We start from the raw sequence: 23,316 nt of genomic DNA on the forward strand, positions 1-23,316 counted from the left end.
ATCGCCCGCTGCAGCGGTATGCTAGCAGAAACGCTACACCCACGGATTATCATAAATAGTTTTTCGTAACGCGTGGGCCGCGAAGAGTGCCATCTGTTCAAGTTCGAAATCAGTATCTTCCGGTCGTTCGAGAAGGCCCGCATCGTCCCACGGATCATCGATATGCACCCACTTATTGCGGTATTTGCGCAAAGTGTGGAGGTCATTTTTTAGGTTACCATCAATTGAAGCTCGATTGATCAACTCAACGAGGCGTTCTTTCCCAGTTTCCGAATGCTCGGACCGGAGGTAGGTCTCGATTCCAGAAACAGCAGTGAGGATCGACGCGAGGTTTGCCCCATTGGCGAATGCAGTATCGGCTTCTCGAACGATGAAGCAACACCATTCCGAAAGGATAACGCCGCCTTTGAGCAGTTCATCATCTAGCGCCACAAGGTACGTCCAGCGTTCGTCTTGGTTCATGGCGGCTAACGCCTTGTCGAGCAGCGGTACGGCAATGCCGCATCCGTCTGCATTGCTTTTTTAGAGTTTCCCATAAATCAAATACAATCCTGAAGGATGTTCAAAACGGCTCGTCCAGCAAGGCCGCAGGTGATTAGGCGAGCGGAGCGTACGCTAAATACGTGAGCACGACAAAGCGCCGAGAACGCCGCTGGCGACCTTTTTCAACATCCTGCTAGTGACTATGGCCATCACCAGCATGTGAATGGCCATGCTCGAGTTCTTCCTTGGTAGCTTCTCGCACACTCACAACTTTAATATCAAAATTGAGCGCGACACCGGCCAGGGGATGGTTGGTATCAATGGTGACGGCATCACCGTCAACTTTCACCACTACAATTTCTTGCGTCGCGCCATCCGGCGCCTTGGCCTCAAAGACCATTCCCGCTTCAACCGCCTCGACTCCTTCGAACGCGGCCTTTTCGATGGTCTTGATACCGTCAGCAATAAGCTCGCCATAAGCCTCAGCAGCCTCAATTCTTACCTTCAGAGAATCTCCCTCGGCTTTACCCGCCAGCGCCTTCTCCAACCCGGGAATGATATTCCCCGCCCCATGCAAATACACCATGGGCTTTGAGCCATCTGAACTATCCAACACCTTACCGGCATCGTCAGTGAGTTTATAATTGACGCTGACCACCGAATTCTTCCCAATCAATACAGACATACTCTCTCCTTTATTTCTAATTTTTCTATGACCACTTACACATGCAACGTGTGCACCTTCTCTCATTCACCACCATTCCATAAACTTTGATCGCGGCCATGGCTTATCCATCCATGACGTGTCAGGCAGAGGTAACTTGGAGGCTTCTTGAACGGTCAGCCATCCGCCCGGCAATTCAAAATGGGATATGGTGCCTCGCCCGGTTATCCAACTGATCTTTTTGGCTTTTTCGCTGGCTTCGGCCACGTCCAAGGTTAACCGACAATCCTGTGCCACATAGTCCAGTACCGTTTGACATTCTCCCTCTTTCCATAGCCTTGGGGCCACAGAACCATCCACATTAGCAGGCTTACTCACCCCTATGGCCTTCGCCGCCGCATTAAGCTTTATGGGGAAGCCTTTCCCGCAAAAGAAATGATACATCATGTCGACATGGTTCATCGCCAATGCACGGCAATCATCCACCTGTCCGCATTCTTCCGCCACAATGACGAAATCAAATCCCAGTCCATTATGGGTTATGAGGGTATAGCCTTCCTGTAACTTGCTTTTGAGATGCTCGACAAAGGCAGTGACATCCGCCCTGGTCATTTGTGGCGCAGGAGATCCATCGGCATTTTTTGAGTAAAAGGTCACAGCCGAGGGTTCATCGCTACACCAGGTCGCCATACAGGTAATGCCGAGTGGCCGATGATCATGTAAGTCACCGAAGTTTTCAGGCAAAATTTTGGCCGTTTCGATATCAAATGCCAGATATTTTCGCGGCATTGCAACCCTCCTCACGATTGAACTGAATGGCGTGATTGATTGAAACACCCCACACCATCACATGGTTAGTTGGGGTGTTCTGGAACAATGCGGTGTTAGTGCTTTTTGGTCAACATACCGGTTCAGAAACTGCCTGTTGAACGATACCTTCGGCATCGAGTTCAAACGTTTTATGACACTCATACGAAGTGCCATACAATTCACCTGCCAATGGATGGCGAGTGATTCGTTGAATAAATTCCAACCGTTGTCCGCCGTTAGGCAAAGCGGTTTGCTTAGTCGGTAGCCCCATCACCCGAATGAGCTCTTCACGGTGAACTCCCTTCCATCCATACATTTGTGCCTGAGGGTAAAGACCGCAGCCCATGGCCAAAATTAGTAAAAATGCCAAAAAAATTAATGATAATCTTCTCACGAGTACTTTCCGATCATCAGGTTCGGCAGGAATGTCCTCTCCCACCACTTGTTATACATCCATAATTAACAGGTTAAATGGCGGCAAAACCACCATACCCGAGGATAGGGAGATATTTCCACTAGACGCGTTTCTGAATCCCTTGGTGTCGGGAGTTGAGAGGTGATAGGAAGACCGGCTAAGTCGGGATACAGCGAAAGAACTTGGGCTTTTGCATCCTCTAGATCAGTTTCCACGGAAACATCGACCAACCGAAGATACGTCGGTGGGTGAATTTTCACTTCCCATATTCCCAGATAATTCAGTCCCCCCCTACTCACCTCGAAGGTCGAATTCAATTGAGCCATAGATCGAAAAGCTCCTTCATTGATCTGGAGTCGCACCAACTCATATTCGCCTGGCGGCAGTGCGAGAAAAAATGGAGAATCGGCAGATTCGATATCCACCCGAAACCATTCTTTTGTCGTGAGATTCATGAGCTCAAAAAATCGAATCTGCGGAGTATACCATCGCGTCGTAGGTCCGGTGAGACTCGCTTGAACTTTCCCAAACACGATTGTTTGATCAACTGAAAGATTTGCGGGCAAAGGTGCCATATTCGTGGCACATCCCAGGAAAGGAAAGGCTATTCCGAGGACTAACATCAGGGTTCTTATTTCTTTCATGACCAGATAGTCTCTCGTGGTTTTTATCAATCGGTCTGAAAAGAAAGTTTTGACCTCCAAACAGGACTACTTTCCTTCTGTGTGAACGAAATCACATGAACCACATACCGAAAAAGTGGTCTCCCGGCTTCCTCTGGCGCTCAAAGTAAGTATTACCCTAAAACAGCCCGCGGGCACCGACCTAAGCGATCCTCTTCCGCTATTCTGATTATATCAGAGGGATGGTGTGCTCCTACCATGACGGTGATACAACCGGGTCCGATTTTCGTTCATGATGATGGATGACCATCACCACGAACGATACGCCCATCCAGATACTCGATAATGTGCGACAATTTCTCAACGGAATAGGGAATCAGGCGCATTGAATTCATCCTGAATGAAGGCAGGCCCGCTTATACCAGGATTCAGGCCATGCTTCCTGAGGTTCACTACTCCCGGCCCGGCAAAGCCGAGAATCTTTGCAGGTTGACCTCATTTCGTACAGTAATTCTTTTTGGTCACAGGGGTTTTACATTTCTGCGATCCTGGACAATCATTGTCCGACTGACACACACATTCACCTTGTTCACATTTATCCGAGGCACATTGGCTATTCTTTGAACAGCTGGCTCCCAGAGCCTACTCGTACTTGCACAATAGTTCGCCTTCCCAACCGGCGTATAACAGCTTTGCCCGTTGGGACAATCGCCGTTTGATTTACATACACATTTGTCCTGTTCGCACTTGTCTGAGGCACATTGACTATCCTTGGTACAGCTGGCCCCCAGGGCCTTACTTGTACTTGCGCAATAATTCGCCTTCCCAACCGGGGTATAGCAGGTTTGCCCGTTGGGACAATCGCCGTTTGATTTACATACACATTTGTCCTGTTCGCACTTGTCTGAGGCACATTGACTATCCTTGGTACAGCTGGCCCCCAGGGCCTTACTCGTACTCGCGCAATAGTTCGCCTTCCCAACCGGCGTATAGCAGGCTTGCCCATTGGGACAGTCACCGGCCCCCTTACACACACACTTATCCTGTTGGCATTTGTCCGACGCACATTCACTATTCTTGGAACATGTAGCTCCCAGAGCCTTACTCGTACTCGCGCAATAGTTCGCTTTGCCAACGGGTGTAAAGCAGGCCTGCCCGTTCGGACAGTCACCATCCCCCTTACACACGCAGTGGTCTTGTTGGCATTTGTCCGAGGCGCATTGGCTATTTTTAGAACAACTGGCCCCAAGGGCCTTGCTCGTACTTGCGCAATAGTTGGCTTTCCCGATTGGGGTATAACAGGCTTGGCCATTGGGACAGTCGCCGTCACTCTTACACACACAGGTATCTTTCTCGCACTTGCCGGACCGACATTCCTTGTCTTTAATACAGCTCTGATTGACACCTTTTGTTCCGTCCGCTAAGCAGCGGTTGAGTCCCAAGCGTTTATTGCAATACCGACCGGCCCCGCAATCCTGATCCTCCTTACAGGTTTCTCCTAAGATATAGCGGGTGACCGCTATATAATGATAAATGGTATTGGTTTGTGTCCCATAACCATTACACATGGTGTAATCATCAATGGTGTAAGTGGTTGACCCCGAGGTGCCATCAAATTGATCAAATTGGGAATTGGCACAATGATCTTTATTCTTACTAGCGTCGCCCTGAGCATATTCGTCATCTAGACCAAAGGCGTGACCGACCTCGTGGGTATAAGTTCCATCATCGGTCATTGTGGAAAAGTTATTCGGTTGCCAAGCATTCGCTTTATACATTTGATTGGCGCCGGGAAGGAACTTCGTTCCAAAGCGTATCGTTAAATAATCATTATTTTTAATATGATTATTGATTTTGGTTTTTACCGAAGGGTCGAGCCGATTTTCATTATGACCTTTTAGAAGAACGTACAATTCAAAATCATCAGGAATACTCCAATACTCTTCCGCCACTTTTTCAAAATTATTTAATACCCAATCCGCTGGCAAAATCTTTTCAACTTCTCCGGTGGTGGGATTGGCGCTGACATAGAGATGCTCACCTTTCTTCACCCGACAGCCATTCATCACCCAATAGCTGCCCTTGCCGTCTTTATAGGAGTATTGAATTTTTCCGAGGCTAATATGCTGATTGGCGGGGTCTCGCTTATGCGCATCGACGCCATTTTGCCCATCGTACTTCTTTTCCTTGCCAGCAAAGAACGTTGTGGTGGCACATTTAGTGGCGCTAATTGGCTGCGCGGTTGATTTCAAAGTATACGTCTTACTCGAACCACTCCCGCTTTCGTCGACTTGATCCTTATCGTAGAGCATTCCAGCGTGAGTCATATTAAAATCGATCCGGTCTTTTACCTCATCATTAATAATCGGATCATAGGGAAGCACCATCTTCCAAACACCACCCTCCTTCCAAATCAGGTAGCTCATTTCAAACCAGGCGAAGCCGAAGAACTTATACTTCGCCGAAAATAAATAGGGTGAAAGATCGCTCTCCTTTAAGATGCTCTTCATCTCGGCCCAGTCTTTATTCGTAAGCATCTTTCTGACTTCGTCGCCCTTATTATCGCGCCTACGATTACACTCCAGCACAAAGCCGTTATAGTCCTGACTGCCGTGATAATCCGCATTGGGAAAAAGTTCCTTATAAAACTCAATCTCATCTTTGGTCTCCTGAGTCGTCGAAAGATCCTTCACCGGATCACATAAATTCGCCGACACCTCGCTCACACCAAAAATCGCCAGGAGAAATACAAGACTTAGAATTGTCATCAGTCGCTCGCTTTTTCTTGTTTTATAGGCTTGGGAGGTAGTGGGAATGCCCGCCATGATACCCAGACCAGTACCAATCATGATGAGAGACCACCGGCTTCGTTTCATGGTCCACCCCCTTGTTAAAAGTCAGCAATAAAATGGGCTTGGGGGAACGCTGTGTAGCACTCCTCGACAGTTGTTGAGACCTTATTGTGCCCAACATCGTTCATTGGCCTTTTCAGGTTGACCTCATTTCGTACAGTAATTTTTTTTGGTCACAGGGGTTTTACATTTCTGCGATCCCGGACAATCATTGTCCGACTGACACACACATTCACCTTGTTCACACTTGTCTGAGGCACATTGGCTATTCTTCGAACAACTCGCTCCCAGAGCCTTACTCGTACTTGCACAATAGTTCGCCTTCCCAACGGGGGTATAGCAGGTTTGCCCATTGGGACAATCGCCGTTTGATTTACATACACACTTGTCCTGTTCGCACTTGTCTGAGGCACATTGACTATCCTTGGTACAACTGGCCCCCAGGGCCTTACTCGTACTCGCGCAATAGTTCGCCTTCCCAATCGGCGTATAGCAGGTTTGCCCGTTGGGACAATCGCCGTTTGATTTACATACACACTTATCCTGTTCGCACTTGTCTGAGGCACATTGACTATCCTTGGTACAGCTGGCCCCCAGGGCCTTACTCGTACTCGCGCAATAGTTCGCCTTCCCAACCGGCGTATAGCAGGCTTGCCCATTGGGACAGTCACCGGCCCCCTTACACACACACTTATCCTGTTGGCATTTGTCCGACGCACATTCACTATTCTTGGAACATGTAGCTCCCAGAGCCTTACTCGTACTCGCGCAATAGTTCGCTTTGCCAACGGGTGTAAAGCAGGCCTGCCCGTTCGGACAGTCACCATCCCCCTTACACACGCAGTGGTCTTGTTGGCATTTGTCCGAGGCGCATTGGCTATTTTTAGAACAACTGGCCCCAAGGGCCTTGCTCGTACTTGCACAATAGTTGGCTTTTCCAATTGGGGTATAACAGGCTTGGCCATTGGGACAGTCGCCGTCACTCTTACACACACAGGTATCTTTCTCACACTTGCCGGATGTGCATTCCTTGTCCTTAAAGCACTGATCACCGACGACGACCGTTCCCAGGAAACCACATTTCCCGATCGGCTCGCCGTAACACGTGAGGTTGGGGCCACAGACATCGTTCCGGCTACACGTTTCATTACGTTTCTTGTCTGCCTTACACTTGTTAATCCCAATTGTCGCAACAGGGCCTTTGTCACAGTATTGACCCTCAGCACAATCCTCGTCTTCGCTACATGTTGGTTTAAGGGGTTGCCCTGATTCGTTGCTCACCCCAAAAGCAATTTTAAACGCTTTGACCACCGCATTATTGAGGGTGCCTGCTCCGTAGACTTCCTTATTTCTTGCCCATGTATACTTGCCGTTGACGAGCACGACAATGCCTACCTGCTTATCGCTATGCGCATAAAAGTTCGTAGCAAATCCCTGGTGCTTGCCTCCGTGGGAGAATTGAGACCCCGAAATGTCCACTCCCAGTCCATACTCAGCAGGAGGCACCTTTGTCAGAACCTCATCAATGTCGGCCTTCGGTATGATCTGCGTTCCAGCATTGTTCTCAAGATACTCTGCCCCATCGTTCATCATCAGCGAGACTAATCGTGCGTAATCTACAGGATGGCACAGCAATCCACCTGCAGCTTTGAGTTCAGAAATTTGGACATCATAGAGACATACACCTCGACTACACCCACGAGCTAGATGGACCATGTCCGAACTGCCATCCTCAAAAGTGCTGTTATTCATGCCATAGGGCTCAAGAACATTCCGTTGAAGATAGGTCTCGAAACGTTTATCGGTCGCGATCTCGAGCATCGCTTCTGCCACGGTATACCCACCTCCAGAGTAGTCATATTTAGTTCCTGGTTCATGGATAGGTTTAACGGCATCATGCGCAAGGTTTCTACCGAGAATGACCCCTTTGAGAGGGTCGCTGGAAGGAAGCCATGGCTTATTCGCGATTCCATGTGTGTCCAAACCTGCCGTATGGCTCAGCAAACGTCGGGGCGTTATGTCATCAGGCCAGGACTTGTGATCTTTGAAAACCTTGTCGACCCATTTTGTAATAATGGTGTCAGGATGCTTCTTATTGAAATCGGTGACGCTCTCATCAAGGCTAAGTTCCCCTCGCCGCGAAGCTGCAGCAAAGCCCAGTGATGACACCATCTTGCTCGTCGAGGCACATTGGTAGATTGTGTCTGCAGTCGTCTTTTCCTTCTTTTTCTGGTTACGGTCTCCATACCATTTATGAATGACCGGCTTACCATTATAGATAATGGCAAGGGACATGCCTGCCACATCGTTCTTCTCCACGGCCTTGCTAATTGTGTAGGGATCTTTGTCATACAAAAAGATAGATTTTTCCATTTGTTTAAAGAGGACATCCGCCTCGTCATTCGGAATCACTTCGTAGGCGGCCACGTGGGCACTCATGACGAGGAATAGACCAATAAGGATCAGCAAGGTCTTCATGTATCTCATGAATCTCCCATTTCTATACGGATGATTTCGGGGCCTTGTGCAGAGGCTCGGTACAGCTTTTCACTCACAGAGCCTAAGAATCATGCAACCGTAAAACTGTTCAGCCCCATCACTGTCCCGCGAATTTTATTTGTTGCCCTTTAGAAACATTTTTCTATTCGCGTCTATACCCGTCACCTGCGAGTAGCGGCTCAATGATTCTTGAAAAAGCTGACAACGGTTGAGTCCCACTCACTTCTTTGGGATCTGTGAGTTGCCCGTTTTCTACTCGTCCAATAAAAAACGTCGGGGTTCCGTTCACCCCAATCTCTTGGCCGTAAACTACATCCGCCTCAACTCTTTGTATTTGTTCAGGGCTATTGACGCATGATTCAAACTGATCCATGTTGAGTCCCAACGACTGAGCCAACCTTTCATACAAGTCATCCCCAAGCTCGGATTGATTGGAAAAAAGCTGATGGTTCATCTGCCAATACGCCTCCTGTTCACCGGCACAATTCGCAGCAATAGCCGCCCCTTGGGCATAGGCATGAAATTCCAACGGAAAATCTCGAAGGACATATTGCACTTTTCCCGTGTCGATATATTCTTTTTTCAGGTTTTCAAATGTTTCTGAATGGTATTGAGCACAATAGGGGCATTGATAATCCGTAAACTCGACTATTGCCACTTTCGCTCGCTGATTACCAAGGGTAGGATCATGATCCTTGAGTTCGACATGGCCAACCACAGAAGGAAGTGAAGCAGCACCAAGGGGAAGAACGGAATTTTCCTTTGATTCGTCCACCGATTGACGTATTTCTGCAAGTTCTTTTCGAACATCTTTCAGTTCGTTTTGAATTTCGATGAGTTGCCGAAGAATAAAAACCTCTGTTGTTTCATCAGAGGAAGGAAGTGAAGGTTCCTGAGCAAAGAGCGGGAGGGGAAAGACCAGAAGGGATCCGAGTAGCCCTCCGACTATCCGCCACGTGAAAAATGTCGCAGAATTATTGTGTAGTTTTGACATAGGTCCTCGCTTTCCAGTGAAAGACCTTACTATTCTTTTTAAATAAAATAAAGAATATGGCCAAAATAATGGAACCCTACAAGACTTTGAATGAAACGGGGACAGATATTGAGGATAATTGACGCCCACCACTTAATGGGTTCAGATTTTTCCCCGACTTTGCATGGCCTTCACCTCATAGTCCTAGTGATTCCCAGCCGAAGCAGGACCCAAATTTATAGAAAGTAAGCGTAATGTTGGATTTGAGGGGTTTTGTGGAAGAAGTTGCTAAAGTTCCGCCAACTCCATGTTTTCATCAGGACGAACGTGTCCGCTCAGTTCATGGAACGGGATTAAACTTATGAAGAAAATGAGGAGGCGTTAAGAACGAATAAGACTAGGCATGTAGAACGCTTCTCACGGCTTCCCCTATTTCTGCTGGATTTTTGACGACAATTACCCCAGCAGATTCTAAGGCGGCCATTTTATCGGCGGCGGTGCCCTTTCCCCCGGTAATAATGGCACCGGCATGGCCCATTCGTTTTCCGGGAGGTGCCGTTATTCCGGCAATGAAACTCACAACCGGCTTGGTCATCTCTTTTTGAATATAGGCGGCAGCCCGTTCCTCGGCATCTCCACCAATTTCCCCGATCATCACCACCGCTTCGGTTTCATCATCCTCCTGGAACATATGCAACAAATCGATATACCCGGTTCCAATGAGGGGATCGCCACCGATGCCGACACAGGTCGTTTCGCCAAGACCCAAATTGGTGAGCTGATTGACGGCTTCGTAAGTTAAGGTGCCACTTCGTGAAATTACGCCGACCCGCCCTTTTTTATGAATAAATCCCGGCATGATCCCGATTTTGCATTCCTCGGCCGTTATAATTCCCGGACAATTGGGGCCAATCAGACGCGTGGTTTTCCCATACAGTGCCCGCTGAACCCTAACCATATCATTGACCGGAATCCCCTCCGTAATGCAGATGATGAGCCATATCCCCGCATCGGCCGCCTCTAAAATCGCATCGGCGGCAAACGGAGGTGGCACAAAGATCAACGACGTGGTGGCTTCCGTCTTCTTGACAGCTTCTCGAACGGTATTAAATACCGGGATGCCCTCGACTTCTTGCCCGGCCTTGCCTGGCGTCACACCGGCCACAACCTGCGTTCCATACGCTTTGCATTGGGTCGCGTGAAAGGACCCTTCTTTGCCGGTGATTCCTTGAACGACAACCCGGGTATTTTTATTCACCAAAATGCTCATGCCACGTCACCTTTCACCAATCAAGGAGAATAATTTCACAATCAGGTTGACTATTTCTTTTTTCTGAGTGCGACAATGCGTTGTGCCGCTTCCCAGAGGTCAGCGACCCCTTCCACTTTCAAGCCTGATTCAGCCAGAAGTTTTCGGCCTTCTTCCGCATTGGTTCCTTGAAGTCGAACGACAACAGGTAGCTTGATGCCGACTTCTTTCGCCGCATCAATCACTCCATGGGCAATACGCTCGCAACGCACAATCCCGCCGAAAATATTAATGAATATGCCTTTGACCTTTTTATCTTTCAAGAGAATGCGAAACCCGGCTGCAACCGTCTCTTTCGTCGCCCCACCGCCCACATCCAAAAAATTCGCCGGCTCTGAACCCGCCAACTTGATGACATCCATGGTGGCCATTGCCAAACCCGCCCCGTTGACCATACAGCCGATGTCCCCATCAAGTTTGACGTAGTTCAAATTATTATTGCCCGCTTCGATCTCCAACGGTTCTTCTTCGTGTAAATCTCTGAACTTTTGAACATCGGGATGCTTAAACAGCCCGCTGTCATCAAAGGAGACTTTTCCATCCAACGCGACTAGACGCTTATCCGTGGTGACCACCAATGGATTAATTTCCACAAGCGATGCATTTTTTTCCATGAACAGGCGATACAGGTTTTCCAACATTTGAAAAAACGGCTTCACCACAGCCGGCTCAAGCTCTGGTAGACCTAAGCCAAATGCCAGATTTCTTCCATTGTACGACTGGAATCCCACCGCCGGATCAATGGATTCTTTCAGCAATTTGTCCGGTGTATGTTCGGCTACTTCCTCAATGTCCATGCCACCTTCGGTACTGGCAATAAACGTCGGAAATCCTGATTCACGGTCAACCAGTAAACTCAAATATAATTCCTTAGCAATCCCTGCACCTTCTTCAATGAGGAGGCGCCGCACTTTTCGCCCCTTGGGGCCGGTCTGATGCGTAACTAAGGTTTTGCCGAGAATTTCCTTCGCCAGCTCAGGCACTTCCGCTTTATTTTTGGTCAATTTGACTCCGCCGGCTTTCCCACGTCCACCGGCATGGATCTGCGCTTTCACGACAAACACGGGGGTATCAAGAACTGAGGCCCATTTTTCAGCTGCTTTGACGTTTTTGATTTCCTTGCCTTTGGGTACAGGAATCCCAAATTGCGCAAAGAGCTGTTTGGCTTGAAACTCGTGAATATTCATAAATCCTCTTCGTAGGTTCTACAGCTCAAATCGGAACATTCGGCGATGACAATATCCCGGTTGGTGATCAATCGACTTGATAATTACTTGTTGGTGTAGGCCGGCAAGACCATGGGTGAGATGATGCCAGCGGACACATGATGCCGTTTGGCTTCCGCTCGAAACCGCTTCAGATGGTCTAATGTCAATGAACATTTCGGCAGAGACTTCGATCGCTCGGCTGCGAGAGTACCCGTCCGCTTCCCAAACACCATTAAGTCCAACAATGAATTCCCCATGAGCCGATTTCGCCCATGCAATCCCCCGGAGGCCTCTCCTGCCACAAATAAATTAGCCACCGGCGTTTCCCCATTCACATCAATCTTGACGCCCCCGTTTTGGTAATGCAGCGTGGGATAAATCAACACGGGGTCTTTCCGGATATCAACCTGGTAGCGCTCATACTGCCGAACCATCGCGGGAAAATGTTTATCCAATGTTCCAGGGCCATGTTCCACATCCAACAATGGTGTGTCGAGCCAGACTCCCACCCTTCCTGATGGTGTTCGAACGCCTCGGCCTTCTTCACATTCTCGAATGATCGAGGAGGACACGACATCTCGGGTATCCAATTCATTCACAAAACGCTCGCCCTTCCCATTCACCAAATGGCCGCCCTCAGATCGAATGCCTTCTGTGACCAGCGCACCGACTAATTGCTCCGGATACACGCCACCTGAAGGATGGTATTGGAAGGTATCGATTTGAACGAGGGGCACCCCGAGGCGATAGGCCAGAACCAGGGCATCCCCTGTCGCCCCGAAATGATTGCTGGTCGGAAAACCCTGAATGTGCAACCGGCCTATTCCGCCTGTTGCCAGGATCACCGTTTTGGCCGCAACGACGATGTACCGGTTGTTGTCTAAGTCCTTCAGCACCGCCCCGGTGCAGGCGCCCTTGGCATCGCTTAACAATTCCACCGCCGCGACAAATTCCAACAACGGAACCTTCTGGTTCAACACTTCGTCTTTCAGCACACGCATGATTTCCAAACCGGTGTAATCGGAGCAGGTTAACAGCCTGGCCTTTGAGCTTCCTCCCCCTTTTTTTACATGCAGATTTCCATCGGCATCCCGATCGAATAAGACACCCAATTCCAGCAGCCATTTCGCAATAGACGGTCCCTCTTCCACCATGACCTTTAACAACTGGTGGTCATTTTTCATGTGCCCGCCCTTTAAGGTGTCCAAGAAATGCTGGACAGGGGAATCGTCCGAGCCGACGGCAATTTGCATCCCGCCTTGGGCCATGACCGAGTTGGAATCCCCGAGCCGTAACTTCGTGGCCAACAACACATTGGCACCCTGGGCATGGGCATGGAGCGCCGATGCACACCCCGCCCCGCCTCCACCAACGACCAGGACATCCACGGAATAATCAGGAGTAAGGTTAAGATCAGCCGGAACCGGGCTCTCCCCTTCCAACAGAGTCGCCACTTCGGTCACGGTTGATTCACCGGCATTCGGGCCAAAAATAATTGGCCGGTAGGCATGAGCCCGATGATCAGGATGGTATTTCTTGATAAGGCCGTCCCGTTCGGCTGGAGAAAGCTTGGGAAAACTTTTAGACCGGCGGACGTCTCGGGTTTGATGAACTAAATTTCTCTGATCGGTAAGTTCCATGGGAAAAGCGCAGAAAACTGTTTAGGTTGTGGCGGCGGTGGTATTTTGTAATTCCTCATCGGACAACTTAAGGATACGATCCCATTCCTGCTGAAAACGCCCATCGGTAATCTCTTGAATACGTGTCGCCAGACCTTCAGGTTTCTCGGTGAAATGTACGCCTTGGGCCCGACTGGCATAGAGCGCGACCAGGTTGGGAGCTATATCAGCAATACACACGGGCGCACACATTCCACACATCACACAATCCATGAACATTTCCGAGACCGCTTTAAAATCCCCAAACACGGCTTTCCACACCCCTTCCCGCACATCGATATGTTGCGGGCAGGCTTCTGTGCAGGCATTACAATTTCGGCATAAGGGGGCTTCAGGATAGAGGGTAAACAAATCCTGTTTGGGATCTTTGAGCTCAAGAAGATTGTAGGTCGCTTTTCTCGCAGGAAAAGCCGGCATAAACGAAAAGGACATGCCATCTTCAACTGCCATCGAGCACGCCAAACAGGTTTTGACCTTGGGATCGTCTTTCGTACGGTAATAGGTCGCACAGGCTCCACAAAAACCGCCTAGGCATCCAACCCCACGGATCACATCCTGCCCGGCATACCACAAGGCCTTGATCAGTGTAATACCCGCTGGAACCTGAAACGGCTTCCCTTCAATCTCCACCGTGACCATCTTGGGTTGGAGATTCTCTTCTTGATCCAGCGTATTTTTTTTATCCAATGTGTCAGGCATAGCTTAGAGATAGTACCTTAAACTCTTAACAAATTTCTCGTGATGCGTTCCAATCACCTAGCCCCACTTAATTGAGGGGTAGGGTTAATTTAACGCATTCAATGCTGAACCGGCCTTAAACCACGTAAGCTGTTGTTCCGTCATACTATGATTGGCTTGAATGACCACTTCCTGCCCATCCTTCTTGTGAAGGACAACCTGAACCGGCTTACCTGGGGCAAGTCCACTTAACCCTTTCACACTGATCCGGTCTTCCTGTTCAATTTTGTCATAATCTTTCGGATCCGCAAATGTCAGTGCAAGGATGCCTTGCTTCTTGAGATTGGTCTCATGGATGCGAGCGAAACTTTTTGTCAGGACAGCTTGGACACCCAAAAATCGTGGAGACATCGCCGCATGCTCACGGCTGCTCCCTTCGCCATAGTTTTCATCCCCCACCACAAACGACCCCATCCCTTTTTCTTTATACCGCCTGGCGACTTGTGCAGGTGTCAAACCGGACTCCCCTGTTAGGACGTCATTGGCCTTGCCCGCTTCGTCTGCAAAAGCATTGTTGGCTCCAAGAAACATGTTGTCGCTGATCTTGTCCAAATGCCCTCGAAATTTAAGCCACGGACCCGCCGGAGAGATATGATCAGTGGTCGTCTTCCCTTTGGTCTTAATCAATAAGGGCAATTTTTCAAAATCTTTTCCATCCCATTTTGGAAAGGGTTTCAATAATTGCAATCGCTCGCTGGTTGGAGGAATGTCCACCTGAAGCTTGGAACCATCCTCCGCAGGGGGGACCAAGCCTTCTTCCCCTTTTGCAAATCCCTTGGCAGGCAATTCATCTCCCTGAGGCGCCTCAAACTTGAAGTCTTTCCCATCTGCCGTTTTCAATGTGCTATTGATTGGATCAAAGCCCAAATCACCGGAAAATGCATAGGCCGTCACGACTTCGGGACTTGCCAGGAAGGATAATGTCTCACTCACTCCATCATTTCGGCCAGGAAAGTTTCGATTGAACGTACTCACAATTGAATCAGCTTTGCCTTTTACGGCATCCGAGCGTTTCCATTGCCCAATACATGGTCCACAGGCATTGGCCAGGACGGTTGCACCCATGCTTTCAAAAGTCTCCAAAAATCCTTCACGCTTCATGGTGTGGTAAATCCGTTCCGATCCCGGGCTAACCAGGAAAGCGGTTTTGGCTTTAAGGCCTGCTTGCAACCCTTGTTTGGCTATATGTGCCGCACGACCGATATCCTCATAAGAAGAATTCGTACAGCTTCCGACTAATGTCGCTTTTAACTGAACGGGATAGCCTTTCTCTTTGGCCTCTGCTGCCATTTTGGAAATAGGCCGCGCGAGATCAGGCGTATGCGGTCCCACAACATGGGGCTCAAGAGTGGACAAATCGATTTCAACGATTTCATCAAAATATTTTTCCGGAGACTGATAAACCTCAGGATCCGCAACCAACATGTCCCGATTGGCTTCGGCTAATTTGGCTATATCGGCCCGCTCCGTGATATTTAAATACGCCACCATTTTTTGGTCGAAGGGGAAAATAGAAGTCGTGGCGCCCAACTCAGCACCCATATTGGTTATCGTACCTTTTCCTGTCGCACTGATGGTTTCAGCTCCAGGGCCAAAATACTCGACGATCTTATTAGTGCCACCCTTCACCGTCAGGAGGCCACAAATATACAGAATGACATCTTTGGGCGAAGCCCAGCCACTCAGCTTTCCGGTTAGCTTCACGCCAATGAGTTTTGGATGAAGGACCTCCCATGGAAGACCCGCCATGACTTCACCGGCATCGGCTCCACCGACACCGATCGCTAACATTCCCAACCCGCCACCGTTTGGCGTGTGTGAATCGGTTCCAATAATCAATCCGCCAGGGAACGCGTAATTCTCTAACACCACCTGGTGGATGATCCCGGCCCCAGGCTTCCAGAATCCGATTCCATATTTTTTCGCGGCCGACGCCAGAAAATTATACACTTCCTTGTTTTCATCACACGCGCGTAAAAGATCCTTTTCCGAACCTACTTCAGCCCGGATCAAGTGATCGCAATGGATGGTACTCGGAACAGCAACTTTATCCTTACCCGCTTGCATAAACTGCAACATGGCCATTTGGGCTGTCGCATCCTGCATCGCCACTCTATCGGGACGAAGGGCCAACATGGCCTTTCCGCGTTCCCAGACTTGCGTATCGAAATTATCTGCATGGCTGACCAGGATCTTCTCTGTCAGCGTGAGAGGACGTCCAAATGCTTTGCGAGCTTTGTCCACAATTCCCGGCATTGAAGTATAGAGTTTTTTGACCATTTCTAAGGACATAGCACCATCTCCTGGGTTCGGTTCAATATGGATAAGATTCGACCAAGAAAGCCCACTTACACCAGCATTACTTTAACGGTGGCACCTCGCGACGTTTCGGAGAGGCATAATTTACCAGATAGTCAAATAACCGGATGAGCCGACTCCCTTGCTTCTTTTGATCTGTCCAATGGCCAATCATTCCGATGGTTCGCGACAAAATGAAAAACCCATTGAGGCTATCCACCGGAAATCCGATATCGACTAACACCGCCGCCATGGTTCCATCCACGTTGAGAATGAGATTATCTTTTTTGACAGCGGTAATTTTTTCGACTTCCAAGGCAAAATCCAAGTGCGGAGTGGCCATATTCAAACTTTTTACGTACCCAACCAACTCCTTCACCCGCTTATCTGGGTTTTTCAAGCTTTTGACGCGATGACCGATTCCTGGAACCGGACCCACATTTTTCTTCATGTAGACCAGGAAATCATCGACCGAAAGTTTGTTGTCGATCGCGTACTTGAACCATCGCCCCGCGTCCGTCACCGCGCCACCAAATCGTGGACCGATCATAATCATCCCGGCCGCCACCGCTTGAGATAACCCGATTCCAGCACAAGCCGCAATAATCGTTGTCAGGGCTCCACTTACACAAGGACCATGATCCGCAGACAGCATGATAATTCGTTTTATGATTTCAGCTTCCTGCTTGGAGACAAGGCGATTATCCCACAGTAATCCAATAATATGAGGGATGTCATATCCGTTATTGATCAGTTCAGAAGCCGGATAGCCTTGATAGAGTGGTTCATCACCACGATCGTCACTGATTGTCGACCGAATCAGGGGGGTCACCAACACTTCCCCCTCTTTCATACTCTCTTGAACAGTTTTGGGGAGCTTCGGCATGTCCGCCGGAGCCAGATCAGGGATGGGCTTGACCTGTCCGCTTTTCAGCAACTCTTCGTGGGTAGCCTTGATGGCCGGTCCCAGAGCACCAAAGGTTTCAGGCACTATGGCACCAGCTTTTTTCAGCGCTTCAGACTTTGCCCGAGCAGACCCTTCACCCTTCAATCCTTCTTTTGCCCCGGCATGCCCGAACTTCATCCCCTTTGGAAGACTCTCCTGACAGAAGCCTGACACGACCGCAAGTAATTTAATCCTTCGCTTCTTAGCCCCGTACCATTCGGCGGCGCGCTCTTCCAAATCTCCGCCCATTTCTCCAACAATCACCACCGCCTTGGTCTGAGGATCGTTTTCAAACATTTCCAGATAGCTGACATAGTCGGTTCCCGGATAGGCATCACCGCCAATACCGATCGCCGTCGTAATGCCATCTGCGAACTGGGAACAAATCCAAATAATCTCGTTTGACAATCCCCCGGACTTGGTGACCACGCCGAAGGAACCAGGACGATACAGTTTGCACGCCACCAAATTGTCAAACGCGCCACCGATCACTCCGAGTCGACATTCTCCTGCAGACACCACACCAATAGACGAAGGGCCATTAAAAGTCTTTCCAAGCTTGCGGGCATGCTTGCCCAGAAGTTTGGCATCTTTTTCCGGCACCCCTTCGGTAATCATGGAGACCGTCTTAATATGCGAGTCATTCAACGCTTCCATGGTTCCCGCATAGGCCCGATCCGCTCCGATGTATACCAAACTGGTATTTATCTCCGGATGGTTGGCGGTCGCCTCGGCGACGGTTTTGTATATGGGGATCATCACTAACTCGGTCCCGCAAATGATTTCGTTGGTCTTCCCCGCATCAGGGGGATACACAAACGCAGAGACATTTAACGGTTGTTTGATCATGTACCGGAACTCAGCCATACGACGAGCGGCATTCACACCGGCCAGCCCACCTTGAATCACGACATGCGTATCTTTTGTTGCAAGAATACTCATCGAAGCGGTCTCCTACATCCTCAAGGTCAAATAGGTTATTTTGCGGCCATGGCCATATCGACAATGTCCGTTAATGGCGTTTTGCGGTCGAATACCTGGATATCAAAACCCTCATCCTGAAGGGCACGCATGGCGGCTAGTCCTTGCAGTTCATTTGGCCCACCCCGGCGCACCCAAATTTTGACACCCTGAAGCTTGCCTTCCGCTTTTGCTTTACGAAACGCGTTGATAATTCCTCCGAACGTCTTTTTGACATCGGTAAAATTCGCAATGGCTCCACCCACAATAATATGCTTAATACCAGGCAAAGAGCAGACTTTTTCCGTCAGAACTTCCACTGCCCAGTCCGGTGGATCGCCGGAATATTCTGCATAATTCGCAAGTTTCCCACCACGGGCTACCACAGCATCTGAATAATAGACGCTGGCTCCCCCACCGGCTGGTAACATCGCAATATTGCCTCCGGGAATCTCAATAAGCTTGACCGAGCCCTTTACTTTGGCATCAACCGCCATGACTTCTTCTTCATTTTTGGTATAGGCGCGACCAAATTCCGCCGCAAACGGGAAGGTCCAGTCTTTATGCCGGAATTTGGCATCACCGTCCAAGAGGGTCACCGCATCAAGAGCCACAAGTTCTCCCTGGCCGCTAAGCACAACAGGGTTCACTTCCACGTATTGGGCATCTTCATTTTCAAAACAGGCATGTAATTTTTTCAGAAATTCAGCCATTTTGGACGCCGTGTCACCGGAAAACCCGGCATCTTTCACCAGGGAGGAAAGCGCAGAATCAGTGAGAGTTTCCCCCGTTTCTATAGAAACATGCTTGACCTTATCCCAATTAGATTCCACTTCGATGCCGCCACAGGTTGCCACCAAGAGGTCCACCCCATCACGAGTCGATTTGGCTGCGGCATAATATTCTTCTTTGTGATCAACCGCCTCGGAAACAATCACCTGCCTAATCGTCAGTGTTTCCATTTTTTTGCCAAGCATCTCCCGCACAGCCGCTTTCGCCGCCGTTAAATCCAAGCCAACCTTAACTAATCCCAATTTAAAACGAGAGCCAAGGGCTTCATGGGCTTTGACCACTAGTTTACTTTTTTGGAGCCAATCATTGACCTGGGATAATTGGTCAAATTCATCACTTGAGGTCACGACAGCATAGTTGGGAGTTGAAATTCCCCATTTTCGCAGTAGACCCATTCCAGGGCCTTCAAGAACTTTTGCCATAATCCAACCCTTCCTTCAGGGACTCATCATGATGGTTAAGGACAAACGTAGCATAACCCGCTTTCCGCACGGAACGGTGCATTGTACGAATGCCCTCATCCCGCTGCAATCAATCAAAAGACCCATGGCTCCCCTTTCAAAAGTCCCATTGTCATACCATAACCGAGCCCCATGGGAACATCACGCCAACCCAAATTGCAAAACCTATTTAAAATTAGATAGTTGGAATGATATTTACGCTATACCTTCCTTACACCACAAATCCCATCAATTTTCGACTCTAGATATTTTGCCTTCTGAGCCAACATACCGGTTGAAAGCCTCGTTAGAACACATGGAGCTTCAGGACGTGGAAAATAATATTGTCAGGATGCCAGCTGACTTCTGCGAGTGAGTTGGTAAAGAGACCCCATTTTTCCTACCCCAGCACCTTTTCGCGGAGGCCAGTTGAGGGGGATTTCATCTATTACCACGATAAACTTCTCGTTGAATCCACGTTCGATGGTATCCCACCCCAGTCTATTTGGATCACAAAAAAGGCCTTTTCCCCCTGGGGCAAGCATTTGTTCTAGCACATGTGAAATATTCGCTAAAATTTCTTCGTCATAAAAAACTTCACTGCCTAAGACCAAATCATAAGGTTCTTTTGGTTCAATCGTTTTCGACCAATTCAACAGACATGTGTCAAAATTGCTGATATGATTCCGACGGCAGGAATCCTTTACCGCTTCAAGGGTAATCGGCACCATATCTGAAAACATGGTGAATGCCCCGAGCTGAGCAGCCACGACTCCGGCCACCCCTGTCCCACAACCAATTTCCAGAACCCTGGCCCCTTGCAGTTTTGTTGGGAAAAACTGCTGAATGAGATATTCTGATAAGGCCACAGCCGAAGGCCAAATTCGATCCCAGTACCCCCATCCTAGGGATTCGTCATCCCTCGCATCTAATGGGGTTTCAACAGAGATGTCCCGCTTGGTCTTACAGACGATGGGAACATCCCCGATTTTGGAAAGGGTCACGACTTTCACATGACTCACACAAATACCTCCTCTCCCCAAAAAAATCGAGCCGGGCTCCGTTCGGAACCCGGCTCGTTGCACACATCCCCAGTATAAAAAATAATACCGGAAGAGCAGCCTACGTTTAGAACCTAGGCTAAGCGACCCAAGATGCTATTAAGAGTTGCGCTGGGACGCATGGCGACCATAACCTTTTTCGGATCAGGACGATAATACCCGCCAATATCCTGAGCCCGCCCCTTTGCCGCTTTCATCTCTTCAAGTATGGTATCGATTTTGGATTCCAACTCTTTTGCGATCGGGGCGAATTGCTTTTTCAAGTCCTGATCATCATCCTGAGCCGCCAGTTCTTGCGCCCAATACAAGGCCTCGTACACATGGCTTCCCGCATTATCCAACTCTCCCAATTCACGTCCAGGTGATTTCCGGTTGTCCATGAGCTTTCCAGTGGCCTTGTCCAACGTATCCGCCAGGATTTTTGCTTTTTTGTTATTTTTGGTTTGACTTAAATGCGCAAACGATTCGGCCAACGCGAGAAACTCTCCGAGTGAATCCCAGCGCAAATGTCCTTCTTTGACAAATTGCTGTACATGCTTCGGCGCGGATCCTCCGGCCCCCGTCTCAAACAGTCCCCCACCATTGATCAAGGGAACGATGGACAGCATTTTGGCGCTTGTACCCAGCTCCAAAATCGGAAACAGGTCAGTGAGATAATCCCGAAGCACATTTCCAGTGGCCGAAATGGTATCGAGACCGTCCTTCGCGCGTTTGAGTGAGAATTTCATGGCATCCACAGGCGCCATAATCTGAATGTCCAACCCTTTTGTATCATGATCTTTCAAATAGCGATTCACTTTTGCAATCAGCTGCTCATCATGTGCCCGATCTTTATTTAACCAGAACACTACAGGAGTTGATGACGCTCTGGCTCGCTTCACAGCCAGCTTCACCCAATCTTGAATGGGAATATCCCTAACCGTACATGACCGAAAGATATCGCCTTTTTCCACTTCCTGTCGAAGAATGGTCTTGCCCGCTCCATCAATAATACGGATGGTCCCATCGCCCGGCGCTTCGAAAGTCTTGTCGTGAGATCCGTACTCCTCGGCTTTTTGTGCCATCAGACCGACATTCGGCACGCTCCCCATCGTCGCAGGATTGAATTCACCATGCTTCTGGCAGAATTCAATGACCGCCTGGTAAATGCCGGCATAACACCGGTCTGGGATTATGGCCTTGGTATCATACTCTTTGCCATCCGGACCCCACATTTTCCCAGATGTCCGAATCGCCGCCGCCATCGAGGCATCAATGATGATGTCACTCGGCACATGAAGATTCGTAATACCCTTGTCAGAATCCACCATTGCCAAAGCAGGGCCATTCTTCAGTGCCTCCTGAATGTCCGCTTTGATCTCCTCTTGTTGGGCGGCGGGCAATTTGCCAATTTTGGCATACACATCCCCAAGCCCATTGTTCGGATTCACCCCCAGTTCACTAAAGACCTGCTCATGCTTCTTAAACACATTTTCAAAAAAGACCGTCACGGCATGGCCGAACATGATGGGATCCGACACTTTCATCATGGTCGCCTTCAAGTGCAACGACAACAGAATGCCGCTCTTTTTGGCGTCTGCAATTTGCTCCTTAAAGAATTCTCGCAACGCGTTCACGCTCATTTTCGTGGTATCGACCACATCGCCTTCGTCGAAAACCACATTATCTTTCAATACTTTGACCGTTCCATCTTTCGCCATGAATTCAATGCGTCCCTTGCCAGCCGCTTGCTCCGTGATGGTCGCTGATTTTTCGTTACCGAAAAAATCTCCGTCGGACATGTGGGCCACATGGGTTCTCGACTCTTTAGTCCACTTTCCCATCCTATGAGGGTTCTTTTTGGCATACTGCTTGACCGAAGCTGAAGCCCGACGATCGGAATTCCCCTGCCGCAATACGGGGTTGACCGCGCTTCCTTTTACTTTGTCATATCTGCCTTTAATGTCCTTTTCGTCATCGGTTTTAGGATTTTCCGGATAGTCAGGAATCGCATAACCCTGAGATTGCAATTCAGTAATTGCACCCTTAATTTGTGGGAGGGATGCACTGATGTTCGGCAATTTAATGACGTTGGCATCGGGCTTCTCAACCATTTCACCTAATAGCGCCAAATCATCCGGTTGCCGTTGCTCCGGCTTGAGTTTGTCAGGAAATTGCGCAAGAATTCTTCCCGCAAGAGAGATATCTTTGGTGCCAACAGTCACACCTGCCGCTTTAGCAAAAGACTGAATGATTGGAAGAAACGATCCGCTGGCCAACTCAGGCGCCTCATCAACTTTCGTGTAAATAATGTCTGGTTGTACACTCATGGCATTTACCCCGTTAAAAGTTAACTATGAACACATTTTCCCTGCAAAGACCTCGCTCCAAGCACATCATTTAGGATCTCACCCACCAGGTAGAGAATGAAATCTGTAAACCAATCCCCATGCCGTGACAAGAAGTAAGGCATTGTAAGAATGGTTTCACGCTTCTGCAATCAATCAAAGGACCCATGTGGACACGAATCAAAAGTCTCATGAAAGATGCGGAAAAAGGGGAAGCTTGCGAGAAACTTCAACCGAAA

Annotated in this window: 17 protein-coding genes; all 17 read right to left on the minus strand. The window is 49.0% G+C overall.

The genetic code is table 11. The features are described 5' to 3' along the window. Positions 1–33: 33 nt before the first annotated feature. The gene (locus ACWHYD_RS18435) at positions 34–462 is read right to left on the minus strand and encodes a hypothetical protein (protein WP_447963474.1); all 429 of its coding nucleotides are present in this window, start codon (positions 460–462) and stop codon (positions 34–36) included. Between the two features lie 214 nt (positions 463–676). Next, on the minus strand, positions 677–1,168 hold the full coding sequence (locus ACWHYD_RS18440; protein ID WP_447963475.1) for an FKBP-type peptidyl-prolyl cis-trans isomerase: 492 nt from the start codon (positions 1,166–1,168) through the stop codon (positions 677–679). 66 nt (positions 1,169–1,234) lie between these two features. Beyond that, positions 1,235–1,936: a ribonuclease H-like domain-containing protein gene (locus tag ACWHYD_RS18445; protein WP_447963476.1), complete on the minus strand. Its 702-nt coding sequence runs from the start codon at positions 1,934–1,936 to the stop codon at positions 1,235–1,237. Between the two features lie 109 nt (positions 1,937–2,045). Then, on the minus strand, positions 2,046–2,351 hold the full coding sequence (locus tag ACWHYD_RS18450) for a hypothetical protein (RefSeq protein WP_447963477.1): 306 nt from the start codon (positions 2,349–2,351) through the stop codon (positions 2,046–2,048). Positions 2,352–2,416: 65 nt separating this feature from the next. Next, on the minus strand, positions 2,417–3,016 hold the full coding sequence (locus ACWHYD_RS18455) for a hypothetical protein (RefSeq protein ID WP_447963478.1): 600 nt from the start codon (positions 3,014–3,016) through the stop codon (positions 2,417–2,419). A 500-nt stretch (positions 3,017–3,516) separates the two neighbouring features. Further along, positions 3,517–5,871, minus strand: a complete 2,355-nt coding sequence (locus ACWHYD_RS18460; RefSeq protein ID WP_447963479.1) for a hypothetical protein — start codon at positions 5,869–5,871, stop codon at positions 3,517–3,519. Positions 5,872–5,994: 123 nt separating this feature from the next. Then, complete coding sequence (locus ACWHYD_RS18465) at positions 5,995–8,325, minus strand: serine hydrolase (protein WP_447963480.1); 2,331 nt, start codon at positions 8,323–8,325, stop codon at positions 5,995–5,997. Positions 8,326–8,488: 163 nt separating this feature from the next. Next, positions 8,489–9,340, minus strand: coding sequence for a DsbA family protein (locus ACWHYD_RS18470; RefSeq protein ID WP_447963481.1), 852 nt, complete (start codon positions 9,338–9,340; stop codon positions 8,489–8,491). Between the two features lie 376 nt (positions 9,341–9,716). Beyond that, a complete protein-coding gene (gene sucD, locus ACWHYD_RS18475) occupies positions 9,717–10,589 on the minus strand; it encodes a succinate--CoA ligase subunit alpha (protein WP_447963482.1) in 873 nt (290 codons plus the stop codon). A gap of 50 nt (positions 10,590–10,639) precedes the next feature. Continuing rightward, positions 10,640–11,815, minus strand: coding sequence for an ADP-forming succinate--CoA ligase subunit beta (gene sucC / locus ACWHYD_RS18480; RefSeq protein ID WP_447963483.1), 1,176 nt, complete (start codon positions 11,813–11,815; stop codon positions 10,640–10,642). Between the two features lie 83 nt (positions 11,816–11,898). Then, entirely contained in the window at positions 11,899–13,476 is a 1,578-nt protein-coding gene (locus ACWHYD_RS18485; protein ID WP_447963484.1) for an FAD-dependent oxidoreductase, read from the minus strand. 21 nt (positions 13,477–13,497) lie between these two features. Further along, positions 13,498–14,214 carry a 2Fe-2S iron-sulfur cluster-binding protein gene (locus ACWHYD_RS18490; RefSeq protein WP_447963485.1) on the minus strand — a complete coding sequence of 239 codons (717 nt, stop codon included), beginning with the start codon at positions 14,212–14,214 and terminating at the stop codon, positions 13,498–13,500. An 84-nt stretch (positions 14,215–14,298) separates the two neighbouring features. Then, positions 14,299–16,545: an aconitate hydratase gene (locus tag ACWHYD_RS18495; RefSeq protein WP_447963486.1), complete on the minus strand. Its 2,247-nt coding sequence runs from the start codon at positions 16,543–16,545 to the stop codon at positions 14,299–14,301. 67 nt (positions 16,546–16,612) lie between these two features. Beyond that, a complete protein-coding gene (locus ACWHYD_RS18500; RefSeq protein ID WP_447963487.1) occupies positions 16,613–18,439 on the minus strand; it encodes a citrate/2-methylcitrate synthase in 1,827 nt (608 codons plus the stop codon). A gap of 35 nt (positions 18,440–18,474) precedes the next feature. Next, positions 18,475–19,671 carry an ATP citrate lyase citrate-binding domain-containing protein gene (locus ACWHYD_RS18505; protein ID WP_447963488.1) on the minus strand — a complete coding sequence of 399 codons (1,197 nt, stop codon included), beginning with the start codon at positions 19,669–19,671 and terminating at the stop codon, positions 18,475–18,477. Positions 19,672–20,036: 365 nt separating this feature from the next. After that, the gene (locus ACWHYD_RS18510) at positions 20,037–20,711 is read right to left on the minus strand and encodes a class I SAM-dependent methyltransferase (RefSeq protein ID WP_447963489.1); all 675 of its coding nucleotides are present in this window, start codon (positions 20,709–20,711) and stop codon (positions 20,037–20,039) included. Between the two features lie 113 nt (positions 20,712–20,824). Then, positions 20,825–23,059, minus strand: coding sequence for an NADP-dependent isocitrate dehydrogenase (locus ACWHYD_RS18515; protein ID WP_447963490.1), 2,235 nt, complete (start codon positions 23,057–23,059; stop codon positions 20,825–20,827). Between the last annotated feature and the right edge of the window lie 257 nt (positions 23,060–23,316).

It is taken from the genome of Nitrospira sp. Ecomares 2.1, from assembly GCF_965152585.1.